Genomic DNA, 15,038 nt, shown 5'->3' on the forward strand with positions numbered 1-15,038 from the left:
ACGCCCTCCAGGTGGTGCCGCAGGGGAACCCTTTTCCTCGTGGTGGTCCACTCGTCCAGTGGACCCTTCCGTACTGGTCAACGCCAGGCGGAAGGTTCGGGTTCCCCGGCGCGCACGGGGCGCCGTGTGGGCCGTACGGGTGACGACGGGCCCTACCGGGCGGCGGGGATCTTCTCCAGGCCGAGGGCGACGGGCTCGACCTCGCTGGTGCAGTGGGCGCAGCGGGAGGCGATGGCCGGGATCTCGGTGAAGCAGCGGGGGCAGTCGCGCTTCTCCGCCTTGGGGTCCTTCGCCTCCTCCTTGGCGAACCTCGCCTGGATCTTCGTCATGGGCACGACGATGAGGAAGTAGAGGACCGCGGCGGTGATCACGAACGCTATGGCGGCGGCGATCGCCAGGCCATAGGGGAAGTCGGTCTTGCCGAGGGTGAACTTCGCCTCGCTGAAGTCGCCGACCGAGCCGGTCGCCAGTCCGATGAGCGGGGTGATGAACGCCTTGCTGAAGCCGGTGACGACGGCCGTGAACGCGGAGCCTACGGCCAGGCCGATGGCCATCGAGACGACGTTCCCGCGGAGTATGAAGTCCTTGAATCCGTTCAGCACGGGGTGTTGCTCCTCGGTTCTTCCTGGTGGGAGGGTCAGAAAAGGCCGCCCGTGGCGAAGCGGAGGGCGAACTGCGGGTAGCCCGACAGTACGGCTCCGGCGACGGCGGTCAGCACGATCGCCAGGGTGACCGGCGCGGGGGCCCCGCGCGTGACGGACGCGCCCTCCGGCGCTCCTTCCGCTGCGCCCTCCGGCGCTCCTTCCGGCCCTCCCTCCGGCGCGCGGAAGAGCAGGGCCGTCCAGCGCAGGTAGTAGTAGAGCGCGATCACGACGTTGACGCCCATGACCACGGCCAGCCACCCGAGGCCCGCGTCGACAGCCGCCGAGAAGACGGTCACCTTGGCGAAGAGGCCGATGATACCCGGGGGCAAACCGGCCAGATTCAGGAGGAAGAACCCGAGTGCGAGGGCCGCCGCGGGGCGGGCGGCGTACAGGCCCCGGTGGTCGGCGATCCGGTTCCGGGGGCGGGTGCGGGCGACGAGCGCGACGACGGCGAAGGCCCCGAGGTTCACGACGGCGTACATCAGGGCGTACGCGACGGTGGCGCCGATCTGGTCGTCACCGGAGTACGCGGCGGCCGCGATCGGCACCAGGAGGTAGCCGGCCTGGGCGACGGAGGACCAGGCGAGGAGCCGTACCGCGCTCCGCGCGCGCGTGGAGACCTGGCGGAGGGCGGCGACGTTGCCGGCGGTCATGGTGAGCGCGGCGAGGACGGCGAGCGCCGGGCCCCACACGTCCGCGTACGACGGGAAGGCGACGACGGTCACCAGGATCAGGCCGGTGAAGCCGACGGCCTTGCCGACGACGGAGAGGTAGGCGGCGACGGGCAGCGGGGCGCCGACGTAGGTGTCGGGCACCCAGAAGTGGAAGGGGACGGCGGCCGTCTTGAAGGCGAAGCCGACGAGGGTGAGGGCGACGCCGGCCCCGGCGAGGGTCTGGAGCTGTCCGGGGACGTCGTCGAGGCGCTGGGCGACCTCCGTGAGGTGGAGGGTGCCGGTCGCCGCGTACACGAAGCTGACGCCGAGCAGGGTGACGGCGGTCGCGGTGACGGAGGAGAGGAAGAACTTGAGGGCGGCCTCGCCGGACATGCGGTCGCCGCGCTTGAGGCCGACGAGCGCGAACGCGGGCAGCGAGGCGACCTCGAGGGCGACGACGAGGGTGGCGAGGTCGCGGGAGGCGGGCAGCAGGGCGGCGCCGGCGGCGGAGGAGAGCAGCAGGAACCAGTACTCGCCGGCCGGGAGCCTCTCGCGGGTCGCGTCCAGGGAGAGGAGCGCGGTGAGCAGCGCGCCGGCGAGGACGAGCAGCTGGATGACGAGGGTGAAGCGGTCGGCGGTGTAGCTGCACGCCTCGGTCCGGTCGGCGACGGTGAGGCAGAAGGTCTCGCGGTCGCCGGACCGCAGCGGCAGGAGGAGGGCGAGGGCGGCGGTGAGGCCGCCGATCGCGGTCCAGCCGAGGAGCTGCTTGCGCTCCTCGGGGACGAAGAGGTCGGCGACGAGGACGACGAGCGCGACCACGGCGGTGAGGGTCGGCGGCGCGATCGTGAGCCAGTCGACGGACTGGACGAGCGACTCGCCGGCGGACGGCGTCACTGGGGTCACTGGGTGCCTCCCGCGAGGAGCTTCTGGACGGCCGGGTCGGTGAGGCCGAGGAGGACGGCGGGCCAGAGTCCGGCGAGGACGGTGAGGGCGGCGAGCGGGGTCCAGGCGGCGAACTCGTACCCCTGGACGTCGGCGATGGCCGTCTCCCCGGCGGGTCGCGGGCCGCCCATGCAGACGCGGCGGACGACGACGAGGAGGTAGGCGGCGGTGAGGAGGGTGCCGAAGGCGCCGATCGCCATGAAGGTGAGGAAGGCGGGGCGGCTGAGCCCGGCGGCCGGGTCGAAGGCGCCGAAGAGGGCGAGCATCTCGCCCCAGAAGCCGGCGAGGCCGGGCAGTCCGAGGGAGGCGACGGCGGCGAAGGCGAGGAGGGCGCCGAGGCGGGGGGCGCGGCCGTAGAGGGCGGCGCCGGTGGCTCCGGCGAGGGTGTCGAGGTCGGCGGTGCCGCACCGGTCCTTGACGGCGCCGACCAGGAAGAAGAGCAGGCCGGTGATGAGGCCGTGGGCGATGTTGGCGAAGAGCGCGCCGTTGACGCCGGTGGGGGTCATGGTGGCGATGCCGAGGAGCACGAAGCCCATGTGGCCGACGGAGGAGTACGCGATGAGGCGCTTGAGGTCGCCCTTGCCGCCGGGCTGCGCGAGGGCGAGGCAGGCGAGCGATCCGTAGATGATCCCGGCGACGGCGAAGGCGGCGAGGTACGGGGCGAAGGTCCGCATGCCGTCGGGGGCGATCGGCAGGACGATCCGGACGAAGCCGTACGTGCCCATCTTGAGCAGGACGCCGGCGAGGAGGACGGAGCCGACGGTCGGGGCGGCGGTGTGGGCGTCCGGGAGCCAGCTGTGCAGCGGCCACATCGGGGTCTTGACGGCGAGCCCGAGACCGATCGCGAGGACGGCGATGACCTGCACCGACGTGGTCAGTCCGCGGCCGTTGTCAGCGGCGAGTGCCACCATGTCGAACGTGCCCGCCTTCACGCCGATGAGGAGCAGGCCGAGCAGCATGACGACGGAGCCGAGCAGCGTGTAGAGGATGAACTTCCAGGCGGCGGCCTGCCTGCCCTCACCGCCCCAGCGGGCGATGAGGAAGTACATCGGGACGAGGACCATCTCGAAGGCCAGGAAGAACAGGACGAGGTCGAGGACGGCGAAGGTGGCGAGGGTGCCGGACTCCAGGACGAGCAGGAGCGCGACGAAGGCCTTGGGGGAAGGCCCGGCGGGCATCTTGAAGTAGCCGTACAGCGCGCAGAGGAAGGTCAGCAGCGCGGTCAGGACCAGGAGGGGGAGGGAAATGCCGTCGACACCGAGGTGGATGCGCACGTCGAGTGCCCTGATCCAGCTGATGTCCGTCGTGGCCTGCATCTTCGACGGGTGGTCGTGGTCGAAGCCGAGCGCGAGGACGAGCGCGGCCAGCAGGACGACGCCGGTGACGGTGACGCCGTGGCGGAGCACGGCCTGGTCGGGTGACTTCCCCTTCAGCCCGGGCGGGGCGGGCAGGAGGGCGGCGGCGGCGCCGGCCAGCGGGCCGACGACGATCGACGCGAGGAGGAACTGCATCACGGATTCGCTGATATCGATCACGGCTCACGCTCCGGCGACGGCGTTGGCGAGGGCGACGGCGACGATCGCCAGGACGACGGAGCCGGCGAGCAGGGCGCTCAGGTAGGTCTGCACGTTGCCGGTCTGGGCGCGGCGGACGAGCCATCCGAGGCCCTTCGCACCGTTCCCCGCGGCTCGTACGTAGGTGTCGACGACCTCGCGGTCCAGGAAGCGGACCAGGGAGGCGGCGGCGAGTACGGGGCGGACGAAGGCGGTCCGGTAGACGGCGTCCAGGTGGAAGCCGTCGGCGGCGGACGCGTGCAGCGGCCCCAGGAGGGTGCGGCCGGGGTCGGCCGGGTCCTCGGCGGGCTGCGGCAGGTGCAGCGCCTCGGCCTCGACCTGACCGGCCTCGGCGTCGGGGTGGGCGACGTGCGGCACGGGGACCGGGACGGTGGTCCGGGCCGCGAGGGTGCGCCAGACCGCGTAGGTGATCACGGCTCCGGCGGCGGCGAGGCCGGTGCCGAGGACCGCCGTGGTCAGGGTCGGGGTGAGGGCGTTCCCGTCGAACCAGTCGTCGAGGTACGCGGCGGTCAGGCCGAAGCCCAGGGAGGGGATCGCGAGGACCCACAGGACGCTCGTCATCGCGATCGGCTGGCGGCCGTGGTCGGGGGCCTCGGGGCCTCGGCCGCGGAAGGTCCGCAGCCAGAGGCGGAGCGCGTAGGCGGCGGTGAGCAGGGCGGTCAGCAGGCCCGCGACGAGGACGGTCCAGCCGGCCCCGGCGGGGGCGACGTCCCGCTCGCCGAGGGCGGTGTGCTCGGCGGCCACGAGGACGGCTTCCTTGGAGAAGAAGCCGGCGAAGGGCGGGATCGCGGCGAGCGCGAGGAGGGCGACGGTCATCGTCCAGTACGCGTCGGGGATCCGCTTGGCGAGGCCGCCCATGCGGGACATGGCGGTGAGCGAGTTGGTGCCGGCGGCGTGGATGACCGCGCCGGCGGCGAGGAACAGCAGCGCCTTGAACGCGGCGTGCGAGAGGAGGTGGAAGACGGCGGCCCCGCGGTCGCCGACGGCGAGGGCCCCGGCCATGTAGCCGAGCTGTCCGATCGTCGAGTAGGCGAGGACCCGCTTGATGTCGTCCTGGGCGAGCGCGGCGAGCGCCGAGCCGACCATGGTGATCGCGGCCATCACGGCGAGGACGGTCATCGCGGCGGCGGAGGCGGCGAAGACCGGGAGGAGACGGGCCGTGAAGTAGATGCCGGCGGCGACCATCGTCGCCGCGTGGATGAGCGCGGAGACGGGGGTGGGGCCGGCCATGGCGTCCGGGAGCCAGGTGTGGAGCGGGAACTGCGCGGACTTGCCCGCGACACCGGCGAGCAACAGCAGCGCGATCAGGGTGGGGTGGTCGAGGCCGCCGCTCGCGACGGCGCCGAGGACGCCCGTGATCCGGAACGTGCCCGCGTCGGCGGCGAGCGCGAAGAGACCGATGAGGAAGGGGACGTCACCGAGCTTGGTGACGAGGAAGGCCTTCAGGGAGGCGGACCGGGCCTCGGGGGTCTCCCAGTAGTGGCCGACGAGGAAGTACGAGCAGATGCCCATGATCTCCCAGCCGACCAGGAGCACCATCAGGTCGCCTGAGTAGACGACGAGCAGCATCGCGGAGGTGAAGAGGGAGACGAGCGCGGCGTACGAGGGGTAGCGCGGGTCGTCGCGGAGGTAGCCGGTCGAGTAGACCTGCACGCAGGTGGCGATCACGCCGACGAGGACGGCGACGAGGGCGGCGAAGCCGTCGATGTGAAGGCTCAGGTCGATGGGGACGGAGCCCGTTGGCGTGAGCTGGGTGGCCGCGTCGATCGCCTGGCCCCCGCCCTGGCGGGCGGCCACCAGGACGGCCAGGACGGCGGCGGCGAGCGTCGGCAGCACGGCCAGCGGGCGGACGAGGCCGGGCGCGGTGCCGCCGAGCAGGAGTCCGGCGGCGGAGCCGAGGAAGGGGAGGAGGGGGACGAGGACGGCGAGGGTGGTCGTGGTCACGCGGCGGCCTCGGCCTTCTCCTCGGCGGACGGCTGTTCCTCGGTGTCGCGCAGACGGTCGACGTCCGAGGTGCCGCGGTTGCGGTGGACCATCAGGACGATGGCGAGACCGATGCCGATCTCCGCGGCGGCGACGGCGATGGTGAAGAGGGTGAGCGCCTGGCCGGCGTGGAGGGTGTCACGGAGCCAGACGTCGAAGGCGACCAGGTTGAGGTTGACGGCGTTGAGCATGAGCTCGACGGACATCAGGACCAGGATCGCGTTGCGGCGGGCGAGGACGCCGTAGAGGCCGACGGCGAAGAGGAGGGCGGCGAGGACGGCCGGGTAGGCGAGGTGCATCAGCGCTCGTCCTCCTTCTTCTTGCGGGAGAGGACGATCGCGCCGACGAGGGCGGCGAGGAGCAGCACCGACAGCGCCTCGAAGGGCAGCACCCAGTGCCGGAAGAGGATCTGGCCGGTCACGTCCGTGGAGCCCTGGGCGGGTCCGTCGAGATCGATCCAGGTCGTGCGGAAGGCGTCGACGACGACCCAGACGAGGGCGGCCGCGGCGACCAGGGCGACGGCGAGCGCGACCGGCCGGTTGCCGGAGTCGGCGTCCGGGGAGCGGCCGATGGGGGCTTTGGTGAGCATGAGACCGAAGAGGAGGAGGACGACGACGGAGCCGACGTAGATCAGGACCTGGACCCAGGCGATGAACTCGGCGGTCAGGAGCAGGTACTCGACGGCCAGTCCGCCGAGCGCCACGACCAGCCAGAGGGCGGCGTGCACCAGCTGGCGGGTGGTGACGGTGACGAGGGCGGCGCCGAGGGTGGCGAGGCCGACGAGGACGAAGGCGATCTCGACGCCGGTGGGCGAGAGGAAGCCGTGGGCCTCGGCCGCCGTGGCGGCTGCTGCTGTCGTGGGGGTCACTGCTGGTCCTCCGTGGCCGCCGCCTGGGCGGCCGCCTTCTCCGCCGCCTTGCGCGCCGCGGCGATCTCCTTCGGCTCCTCCGCGCACGGGTCGAGCGCGGGCGGCTCGGGAACCGTCCACATCCACTCGCGGAGCTTGTCGCGCTCGTGGGTGAGCTCGTGGATGTCGGTCTCCGCGTACTCGAACTCGGGCGACCAGAACAGCGCGTCGAAGGGGCAGACCTCGATGCAGATGCCGCAGTACATGCAGAGCGAGAAGTCGATGGCGAAGCGGTCGAGGACGTTCCGGCTGCGCTCGCGGCCGCCGGGGGCGGCGGGCGGCACCGTCTCCTTGTGGGAGTCGATGTAGATGCACCAGTCGGGGCACTCACGGGCGCAGAGCATGCAGACCGTGCAGTTCTCCTCGAACAGGCCGATGACCCCGCGGGTGCGGGGCGGCAGCTCGGGCTGCACGTCCGGGTACTGCGCGGTGACGTTCTTGCGCGTCATCGTGCGGAGCGTGACGGCGAGCCCCTTGGCGAGGCCGGAGCCGGGGACGGGCATTACTGGATCGCCACCTTCACGATGCCGGTGAGCGCGATCTGCGCCAGGGCGAGCGGGACGAGCGTCGTCCAGGCCAGCTTCTGCAGCTGGTCCTCGCGGAGCCGGGGGTAGGACACCCGCAGCCAGATCACGACGAACGCGAGCACGGCCGTCTTGAGGAGGGTCCAGACCCAGCCGAGGCCGTCACCGCCGAAGGGGCCGTGCCAGCCGCCGAGGAAGAGGACGGTGGTGAGGCCGCAGAGGACGACGATGCCCGCGTACTCGGCGAGCAGGAAGAGCGCGAAGCGGAGGCCGGTGTACTCGGTGTACGCGCCGAAGATGATCTCCGAGTCGGCGACGGGCATGTCGAACGGGGGCCGCTGGAGCTCGGCGAGACCGGCGACGAAGAACACGAGCGCGCCGACGATCTGCCAGGGCACCCACCACCACTCGAAGGCGTTCAGGACGCCGGGGAGGGAGACGGTGCCGGCGGCCATCGCGACGGAGGCGGCGGCGAGGAGCATCGGCAGCTCGTACGCGAGGAGCTGGGCGGCCGTGCGGAGGCCGCCGAGCAGCGAGAACTTGTTCGCGGAGGCCCAGCCGGCCATGAGGCTGCCGAGGACGCCGACGCCCATGACGGCGAGCACGAAGAAGACGCCCGCGTCGACGACCTGGCCGACCGCGCCCTCGCTCGGGCCGATCGGGATCGCGAGGAGGACGAGGAGGTACGGGAGGAGGGCGACGGCCGGCGCGAGCTGGAAGATCCGCCGGTCCGCGTTCTCCGGGACCACGTCCTCCTTCTGCGCGAACTTCACGCCGTCGGCGACGAGCTGGGCCCAGCCGTGGAAGCCGCCCGCGTACATGGGGCCGACCCGGCCCTGCATGTGGGCCATGACCTTGTGCTCGGCCTGCCCGACGACGAGCGGCAGCACGAGGAAGCACCCGAAGACGACGAGCAGCCGGAGGGCGACGTCGAGTACGTCGTTCACGCGGGATCGCCTCCGGCGGGGTCGTGGGGGTTGTCGGCACGGTCCCGCCCGGCGGGCGGCTCGTGGGTGCGGTCCTCGCCGTCACCGGCGGGGGCGACCCCGGTCTCGGGCACCGGGGAGCCCGCCGGATCCGGGGCTTCCGGCTGGGGGGCCTTCGGCTCGGAGGCTTCCGGCTGGGGCGCTTCCGGCTCGGGCGCTTCCGGCTCGGGGGGCGGGGTGGTCGCCGGGGCCTCGGGCCCGGGAGCCCGTGTGTCCGTCGGGGTCGGGGCCTCCGGCTCGGGGGCCGGGGTTTCCGTCGGGGAGGGCGTGGCCGGGGGCGGCGTCTCGTCGTCGAAGGCCGGGCGGGCGTGGTGCCACGGGGCGTCCGAGCTGCGGGTACGCGGAGTGGCGGCCGCCCCGCGGGGCGCGGGGCCGGCCGTGTCCGGGGCCGCCCGGCCGTCGGTCTCCGGGGCCTGTCGGCTCGCCGAACCGTCCGCGGCCGAACGGGAGCGGCGCGGCGGGCGGGCCGTGGAGTCCGGTTCTCCCGTGGCCGCGCTCGGCTCCGGGGTCGCGCTCGGCTCCGGGGTCGCCTGGCTCACCGAGCCGTCGGACGCGGAGCGGGACCGGCGCGGCGGGCGGGCCGCCGGGGCCTCCGGCGCACCGGGCGTCGCGTCCTGCGCCGCGGCCGCAGCCGCCTGGCTCGCGGAGCCTTCGGCAGCCGAGCGGGCCCGGCGCCCCGGAGCACCGGGCTCCGCCTGGCTCGCCGAGCCTTCCGATGCCGAGCGGGCGCGGCGTACCGGAGCAGCCGGCTCCGCCTGGCTGGCCGAGCCCTCCGTGGCCGTGCGGGCACGGCGGACCGGGCGGTCGCCCGCCGCCGCGCGGGCCGGGCGGGCGGGGGCCGGGGGGAGCTGGCCCTTCAGGGGGCCCCACTCGTTGGGGTCCGGGACGCCCGGCGGAAGCATCTGGCGGCGCTTGAGACCGCCGCCGTCGTGCGACTCGCCCGGCTCCTTCGCGCCCGGCCACGCCTTGGCGACCCGGGCAGCCAGGACGAAGTCCTTGCGGAGCGGGTGGCCCTCGAAGTTCTCGGGGAGCAGGAGGGGGACGAGGTGCGGGTGGCCCTCGAAGGCCACGCCGAACATCTCGTGCGTCTCGCGCTCGTGCCAGCCCGCGCCCGCGTACACCCCGATCGCCGTCGGGAGGACGGGCGCCTCGTGCGGGACCGTCGTGCGCAGCAGCAGGCGGCGCGGGCGACCGGCGCCGAGCGCCACGACGTGCGCGCAGACGCGGAAGCCCGTGCCCGGCTCGTCCACGGCGCTCAGCCAGTCGAAGTACGTGCAGCCGAGGGTGTCCCTGGCGGTCTCCAGGGCCGTGAGCCAGGCCGACGGCGGGACGTCGACCGTCAGCAGGTCGTACGCCTGCTCCGCCGTCGCCTCCTCGCCGAAGAGCTCCGTCACGGAGGAGGGGAGGGAGTCGTACGCGCTCATGCCGTGCCTCCCGGCGGGGGCACCAGGGGGCTCGTCAGCTGGGAGACCGTGGGGGCGGTCGCGTACCGCTCGGCCAGGCTCTCCCGGGCGATCTTCTCCTGGAGCTTGAGGATGCCCTGGAGCAGCGCCTCGGGGCGCGGCGGGCAGCCGGGCACGTAGACGTCCACCGGGATGATCTGGTCGACGCCCTTGGTGACGGAGTACGAGTCCCAGTACGGGCCGCCGCAGTTCGAGCAGGCGCCGAAGGAGATGACGTACTTCGGCTCCGGCATCTGCTCGTACAGACGCTTCACCGCCGGCGCCATCTTGTCCGTCACCGTGCCCGAGACGATCATCAGATCGGCCTGGCGCGGGCCCGGCGCGAAGGGGATCACGCCGAGCCGGATGAAGTCGTGCCGGGCCATGGACGCGGCGATGAACTCGATCGCGCAGCAGGCGAGGCCGAAGTTGAAGACCCACAGGCTGTAGCGACGGCCCCAGTTCAGGACCACCTTCATCGGCTCGGGGGCCAGGCGGGCGAGCGGCCCCAGCTTCGGAGCGGGCAGGGACACGGGTTCGGGTGTTACGTCCATGCCAGGACGCCCTTCTTGTACGCGTAGAGCAGCCCCACGGCCAGGAAGCCGAGGAAGACGAACATCTCGACCAGGGTCGTGGCGCCGTAGCCGGGCGCGGCGAAGACCGTCGCCCAGGGGAAGAGGAAGATCGAGTCGACGGCGAAGACGACGTAGAGGAAGGCGTACACGTAGTAGCGGACCTGGGTGTGGGCCCAGCCCTCCCCCACGGGGTCGACACCGCACTCGTAGGTGAGGAGCTTCTCGGGCGTCGGCACGACGGGCCTGAGCAGCCTGTTGGCCGAGAAGGCCACGGCGACGAAGAGCACGCCGACGACGGCGAGCACGCCGACGACGGAGTACGTCTGGAAGTAGTCCGCCGCGTCGGCCGCGACAACGGTCGGTTCCCGCACGTCCGCCCCTCGGTCTCGGTGTCTCGTGAGTCACTTCTGTACGCACGCGAGTCTAGGCCCTGCTAAAGGGACCGTAAGCAGGCGCGGGTGCCTTCGCGGCTGCCCCGCAGGCAGCCGCGCAAGTGTCCCGCCGGTAGCTTCGCGGGTGCCGCGCGAGCGGCTTCGCCGGTGCCGCACGAGTGGCCTGGTCGAAGCGCTTCCCGAAGCGTTTTCCCGATGCCTCCGTCGATGGGGATATCCCCCCTCCCGCTCACCCACCTCCCCCATGGCGCCGCGCCGTCCCCGACCGGCAGTCTGGGGACCATGAGCGCCGATCTTGATCCCGCCGGGCCCTCCCGACCCTCCGGGGCCGCCGAGGCCCCCCGTCCGCCGCTGCGGCTCGCCTACGGGAAGGAGACCTGGAAGGAGATCGCCTTCCTCCTCTCCAACCTCTTCACGTCCCTGGCCGGTTTCGTCTACGCGGTCGTGACCGTCTCGGTCGGCGCGGGCCTCGCCGTCACCGTGATCGGGCTGCCGCTGCTCGCCCTCGGCCTCGGCGGCGCCCGCCTCGTCGGCCGGTCGGAGCGGGCGCGGGCCCGCTCGCTGCTCGGGGTGGAGGTCGCCGAGCCCTCCCCGCTGCCGCGGCACCGCGGCTTCTTCGGCTGGCTGTGGACCTCGCTGAAGGACCCGGTGGCCTGGCGGACCCAGCTGTACGGGCTGATCCGGCTGCCCTGGGGGATCCTGACGTTCACCGTCGCGCTGGTCTCCCTCGTCGTCCTCTGGCCCGTCCTGCCCTTCCTGGCCCGTGGCCTGGCCCACGGAGACCGGGGCATGGTCCGGGGGCTGCTCTCGCCCTCCGACGAGCTGGAGGGGCGGATCGCCGAGCTGGAGTCGGACCGGGGCGTGGTCGTCGACACCGCCGCCGCCGACCTGCGGCGCATCGAGCGCGACCTGCACGACGGCGCGCAGGCCCGACTCGTGGCGCTCGCGATGGGCCTCGGCCTCGCCAAGGAGAAGCTGCTCGACGACCCGGAGGCCGCCGCGGCGATGGTCGACGAGGCGCACGGCGAGGTGAAGCTCGCCCTCCAGGAGCTGCGGGACCTCGCCCGGGGCATCCACCCCGCCGTCCTCACCGACCGGGGGCTGGGCGCCGCCCTCTCCTCCGTCTCGGCGCGCTGCACGGTGCCGGTGAAGGTGAACGTGGACCTGGCCGAGCGGCCGGCCGAGGCGATCGAGGGCATCGCGTACTTCACCGTGTCCGAGCTCCTCCAGAACGTCTCCAAGCACGCGCGCGCCCGGTCCGCCTCCGTGGAGGTCTGGCGGGCCGGGAACCGGCTGCTGCTCCAGGTGCGCGACGACGGGGCCGGCGGGGCGCGCTTCGACGGCGGTACGGGGCTCGCCGGGCTCGCGGAGCGGCTCGGCGCGGTCGACGGGGTGCTCGTCCTCGACTCCCCCGAGGGCGGGCCGACGACGGTCACGGCGGAGTTGCCGTGGCGTTCCCGACGGGCGGCGTGACGCGGAGGTGGGGAAAACCCCCGCTCCCGGACGCCCACCCGCCTCATGGTCCGGCTGGGCGCGGGGCGGAACCCTGGAACACGTACCGCCCGCCCCTCCGAGCAGAGCTTTCGAGCAGGGCCTCCGAGCAGGGCCTCCGAGCAGAGCCTCCGAGCAGAGAAGGAACACCGCGATGGCCTCCCACCGACTCCCCGCCGCGATCCGCGCGCCGTTCGAGGCCCGCACCTGGCGTGCCTTCGGGTACGTGCTGATCGGTCTGCCGCTGAGCATCTGCTGGTTCGCGCTCTCCGTCGCCTTCGTCTCGGCCGGCGCCGGGCTGCTCATCACCTTCCTCGGCGTGCCGATCCTGGCCGGGGCGCTCGCGATGTGCCGGGGCTTCGGGGCGGTCGAGCGGGCCCGGGCACGCGGGCTGCTCGACCTCGACGTGGCCGCGCCGGAGCCGGTGCGCGGGCGGACCGGCGGGGCGTTCTCGTGGATGGGGGCCATGCTGAAGAGCGGTGCGTCGTGGCGGCACCTGCTGTACGCGGTCCTGCACATGCCGTGGGCGGTGTTCTCCTTCTCCGTCACCGTGGCGCTGTGGAGCTGGGGCTGGAGCCTCTTCACGTACCCGCTGTGGCAGTGGGTCTTCCCCCTGTGGTGGGGGCAGGACGGGATCCAGCTGTACGGCGACCGGACCCACGCCCTCTACCTCGACGCGCCCTTCGAGCTGGCCGTGACCAGCCTGATCGGGCTCGTGTTCGTCCTCGTCGGACCGTGGGTGCTGCGCGGGCTCGTCTCCGTCGACCGGCTCCTCGTCTCCGGGCTCCTCGGCCCGTCCCGGCTGGCCTCGCGCGTCACCGAGCTGGAGTCGGACCGGGGCGTGGTCGTCGACGCCGCCGCCGCCGACCTGCGGCGCATCGAGCGCGACCTGCACGACGGCGCGCAGGCCCGGCTCGCCGCGCTCGCCATGGACCTGGGGCTCGCCAAGGAGAAGCTGGCACGGGACCCGCAGGCGGCGGCGGTGCTCGTCGACGAGGCGCACGGCGAGGTGAAGCTCGCCCTCCAGGAGCTGCGGGACCTCGCCCGGGGCATCCACCCCGCCGTCCTCACCGACCGGGGGCTCGACGCGGCGCTGTCGGCGGTGGCCTCCCGGTGCGCGGTGCCCGTCTCCGTGGACGTGGACCTGCCGGGCCGGCCGGCACCGGCGATCGAGGGCCTCGCGTACTTCACGGTCTCGGAGCTCCTCCGGAACGTCTCCCGGCACTCGGGCGCCCGGCGCGCGTGGGTGGACGTGTGGCGCACGGAGGACCGGCTCATACTCCAGGTGCGGGACGACGGGGCGGGCGGGGCGCGCGTGGAGCCCGGCACGGGCCTCGGGGGGCTCTCCGAGCGAGTGGGGGCGGTGGACGGGGTGCTGGCGGTGGACTCGCCGGTGGGCGGGCCGACGACGGTGACGGTGGAACTGCCCTGGCGGGCATGAACCCGCACCACCGGAACGGCACCCCCGTCATGGGCAGTCGCCCCGGCGGGACGGCGCCCACCCCGTCGCGGGCTGCGCCCCCGTTGTGGGCAACTGTTCCGCCGGGGCGGCGCCACCCCGTCGCGGGCTGCGCCCGCTGGGCCCCCGTTGTGGGCAATCGTTCCGCCGGGGCGAAGGGGGTCCCCCCTGCTCGAGTGGAGCCGAGAGCTTGGGGGAGGGTGGGCACAACGGAACGGCGCCCCTGCCGGCGCCCGAGGCTCCCGCGCCCGAACCCGCACCGGTAGGTACGGCGCGCACGGGTGCGGGTCAAGGCGCGGAACGCGGAGGCGCCGCTGAAGGGCGCCGTCCCGTGTGCCCACCCGTCCCGCCCTGCGGGACGATTGCCCACACGGCGGGTGGCGAAGCGCACCGCCCCGCCGGGCGGGTCCGCGCGGTGGGAAGGCGTCGCCGCGGTGGACCGGGCGTACGGGCGTCGGCACCAGGTGCCATGCTGAAGGTCTCATCGGACGACCGGAGCATGGGGGCTGCAGGGCGTGAGCACGCAAGACGTGGCGGGACGGGTACGGGTGGTCATCGCCGAGGACTCCGTCCTGCTCAGGGAGGGGCTGACGCGGCTCCTGACCGATCTGGGGCACGAGGTCGTCGCCGGGGTCGGGGACGGCGAGGCGTTGGTGAAGACGGTGGCGGGGCTCGCGGACGAGGGAGCGCTGCCGGACGTGGTGGTGGCGGACGTGCGGATGCCGCCGACGCACACCGACGAGGGCGTGCGGGCGGCGGTGCGGCTGCGCAAGGAGTACCCGGGGCTCGGGGTCCTGGTGCTCTCGCAGTACGTGGAGGAGCAGTACGCCACCGAGCTCCTGGCCGGTTCCAGCCGGGGCGTGGGCTATCTCCTGAAGGACCGGGTCGCGGAGGTCCGCGAGTTCGTGGACGCCGTCGTCCGGGTGGCCGGGGGCGGTACGGCGCTCGATCCCGAGGTCGTGCAGCAGCTGCTGGGCCGGAGCCGTCAGCAGGACGTGCTGGCGAACCTGACCCCGCGCGAGCGGGAGGTCCTCGGTCTGATGGCGGAGGGCCGGACGAACTCGGCGATCGCGAAGGCGCTGGTCGTGAGCGACGGCGCGGTGGAGAAGCACATCAGCAACATCTTCCTGAAGCTGGGCCTCTCCCCGAGTGACGGTGATCACCGCCGGGTACTCGCGGTGTTGACGTACCTGAAGTCCTGAGTATCTGACGCTCTGTCAGATAACCTGATCCCGGATGCCGGGCCCTCGACCCGAAGGATGAGGCGGAATCCGACCTTCCGGAACACTCCGGGTGGCGACAGAGCGTGACAATTCCAGACAAGAGGGCGTCTCAAAAAGAGGTCCACGATGAGAGAAGTCCCGGGAAGGCCCCCCTTGCCGTCGTAGGGTGGGCCTCGGGACGGAAGGTGATCTCCGGGATCGGCGAAGGATCGACGATCGATCGGTGGTCACCGGCCGCAACCC

14 protein-coding genes are annotated in these 15,038 nt (G+C 73.2%); 3 read left to right on the forward strand and 11 right to left on the reverse strand.

What is annotated here, in order from left to right; translation table 11 throughout:
- Positions 1-152: 152 nt before the first annotated feature.
- Genes mscL through ACZ66Z_RS11590 form a run of 11 tightly spaced genes read right to left on the reverse strand, consistent with a single transcriptional unit; the run spans position 153 to position 10,601 of the window.
- Positions 153-602: a large conductance mechanosensitive channel protein MscL gene (mscL, locus tag ACZ66Z_RS11540; protein WP_469933744.1), complete on the reverse strand. Its 450-nt coding sequence runs from the start codon at positions 600-602 to the stop codon at positions 153-155.
- A 35-nt stretch (positions 603-637) separates the two neighbouring features.
- On the reverse strand, positions 638-2,191 hold the full coding sequence (locus ACZ66Z_RS11545) for an NADH-quinone oxidoreductase subunit N (protein WP_469933939.1): 1,554 nt from the start codon (positions 2,189-2,191) through the stop codon (positions 638-640).
- Between the two features lie 5 nt (positions 2,192-2,196).
- Positions 2,197-3,750: a complex I subunit 4 family protein gene (locus ACZ66Z_RS11550; RefSeq protein WP_469933940.1), complete on the reverse strand. Its 1,554-nt coding sequence runs from the start codon at positions 3,748-3,750 to the stop codon at positions 2,197-2,199.
- Between the two features lie 27 nt (positions 3,751-3,777).
- Positions 3,778-5,757, reverse strand: coding sequence for an NADH-quinone oxidoreductase subunit 5 family protein (locus ACZ66Z_RS11555; RefSeq protein ID WP_469933745.1), 1,980 nt, complete (start codon positions 5,755-5,757; stop codon positions 3,778-3,780).
- On the reverse strand, positions 5,754-6,095 hold the full coding sequence (nuoK, locus tag ACZ66Z_RS11560) for an NADH-quinone oxidoreductase subunit NuoK (RefSeq protein WP_469933746.1): 342 nt from the start codon (positions 6,093-6,095) through the stop codon (positions 5,754-5,756). Before nuoK ends, ACZ66Z_RS11555 begins: the two co-directional genes overlap by 4 nt.
- A complete protein-coding gene (locus ACZ66Z_RS11565; protein WP_469933747.1) occupies positions 6,095-6,664 on the reverse strand; it encodes an NADH-quinone oxidoreductase subunit J family protein in 570 nt (189 codons plus the stop codon). Before ACZ66Z_RS11565 ends, nuoK begins: the two co-directional genes overlap by 1 nt.
- Positions 6,661-7,206: a NuoI/complex I 23 kDa subunit family protein gene (locus ACZ66Z_RS11570; protein ID WP_469933748.1), complete on the reverse strand. Its 546-nt coding sequence runs from the start codon at positions 7,204-7,206 to the stop codon at positions 6,661-6,663. Before ACZ66Z_RS11570 ends, ACZ66Z_RS11565 begins: the two co-directional genes overlap by 4 nt.
- On the reverse strand, positions 7,206-8,174 hold the full coding sequence (locus ACZ66Z_RS11575; RefSeq protein ID WP_469933749.1) for a complex I subunit 1/NuoH family protein: 969 nt from the start codon (positions 8,172-8,174) through the stop codon (positions 7,206-7,208). Before ACZ66Z_RS11575 ends, ACZ66Z_RS11570 begins: the two co-directional genes overlap by 1 nt.
- Complete coding sequence (locus tag ACZ66Z_RS11580) at positions 8,171-9,637, reverse strand: NADH-quinone oxidoreductase subunit C (protein ID WP_469933750.1); 1,467 nt, start codon at positions 9,635-9,637, stop codon at positions 8,171-8,173. Before ACZ66Z_RS11580 ends, ACZ66Z_RS11575 begins: the two co-directional genes overlap by 4 nt.
- A complete protein-coding gene (locus ACZ66Z_RS11585) occupies positions 9,634-10,209 on the reverse strand; it encodes an NADH-quinone oxidoreductase subunit B (RefSeq protein ID WP_469933751.1) in 576 nt (191 codons plus the stop codon). Before ACZ66Z_RS11585 ends, ACZ66Z_RS11580 begins: the two co-directional genes overlap by 4 nt.
- Entirely contained in the window at positions 10,200-10,601 is a 402-nt protein-coding gene (locus ACZ66Z_RS11590) for an NADH-quinone oxidoreductase subunit A (protein ID WP_469933752.1), read from the reverse strand. Before ACZ66Z_RS11590 ends, ACZ66Z_RS11585 begins: the two co-directional genes overlap by 10 nt.
- A 303-nt stretch (positions 10,602-10,904) precedes the next feature.
- Here ACZ66Z_RS11590 and ACZ66Z_RS11595 point away from each other — a divergent pair, with 303 nt between their 5' ends.
- From ACZ66Z_RS11595 to ACZ66Z_RS11605, 3 genes are all read left to right on the forward strand, one after another.
- A complete protein-coding gene (locus ACZ66Z_RS11595; RefSeq protein ID WP_469933753.1) occupies positions 10,905-12,095 on the forward strand; it encodes a sensor histidine kinase in 1,191 nt (396 codons plus the stop codon).
- A 172-nt stretch (positions 12,096-12,267) separates the two neighbouring features.
- Complete coding sequence (locus ACZ66Z_RS11600; RefSeq protein WP_469933754.1) at positions 12,268-13,554, forward strand: sensor histidine kinase; 1,287 nt, start codon at positions 12,268-12,270, stop codon at positions 13,552-13,554.
- A gap of 548 nt (positions 13,555-14,102) precedes the next feature.
- A complete protein-coding gene (locus tag ACZ66Z_RS11605) occupies positions 14,103-14,774 on the forward strand; it encodes a LuxR C-terminal-related transcriptional regulator (protein ID WP_037673176.1) in 672 nt (223 codons plus the stop codon).
- The last annotated feature ends 264 nt before the right edge of the window (positions 14,775-15,038 follow it).

It is taken from the genome of Streptomyces sp. NPDC107498 (assembly GCF_055582805.1).

Excerpts from the sequence above, each read along its gene's own strand:
- ACZ66Z_RS11550 (WP_469933940.1), bottom strand. The coding sequence starts at position 3,750 with ATGCAGTTCCTCCTCGCGTCGATCGTCGTCGGCCCGCTGGCCGGCGCC.
- nuoK (WP_469933746.1), bottom strand. The coding sequence starts at position 6,095 with ATGCACCTCGCCTACCCGGCCGTCCTCGCCGCCCTCCTCTTCGCCGTC.
- ACZ66Z_RS11570 (WP_469933748.1), bottom strand. The coding sequence starts at position 7,206 with ATGCCCGTCCCCGGCTCCGGCCTCGCCAAGGGGCTCGCCGTCACGCTC.
- ACZ66Z_RS11580 (WP_469933750.1), bottom strand. The coding sequence starts at position 9,637 with ATGAGCGCGTACGACTCCCTCCCCTCCTCCGTGACGGAGCTCTTCGGC.
- ACZ66Z_RS11585 (WP_469933751.1), bottom strand. The coding sequence starts at position 10,209 with ATGGACGTAACACCCGAACCCGTGTCCCTGCCCGCTCCGAAGCTGGGG.
- ACZ66Z_RS11595 (WP_469933753.1), top strand. The coding sequence starts at position 10,905 with ATGAGCGCCGATCTTGATCCCGCCGGGCCCTCCCGACCCTCCGGGGCC.
- ACZ66Z_RS11600 (WP_469933754.1), top strand. The coding sequence starts at position 12,268 with ATGGCCTCCCACCGACTCCCCGCCGCGATCCGCGCGCCGTTCGAGGCC.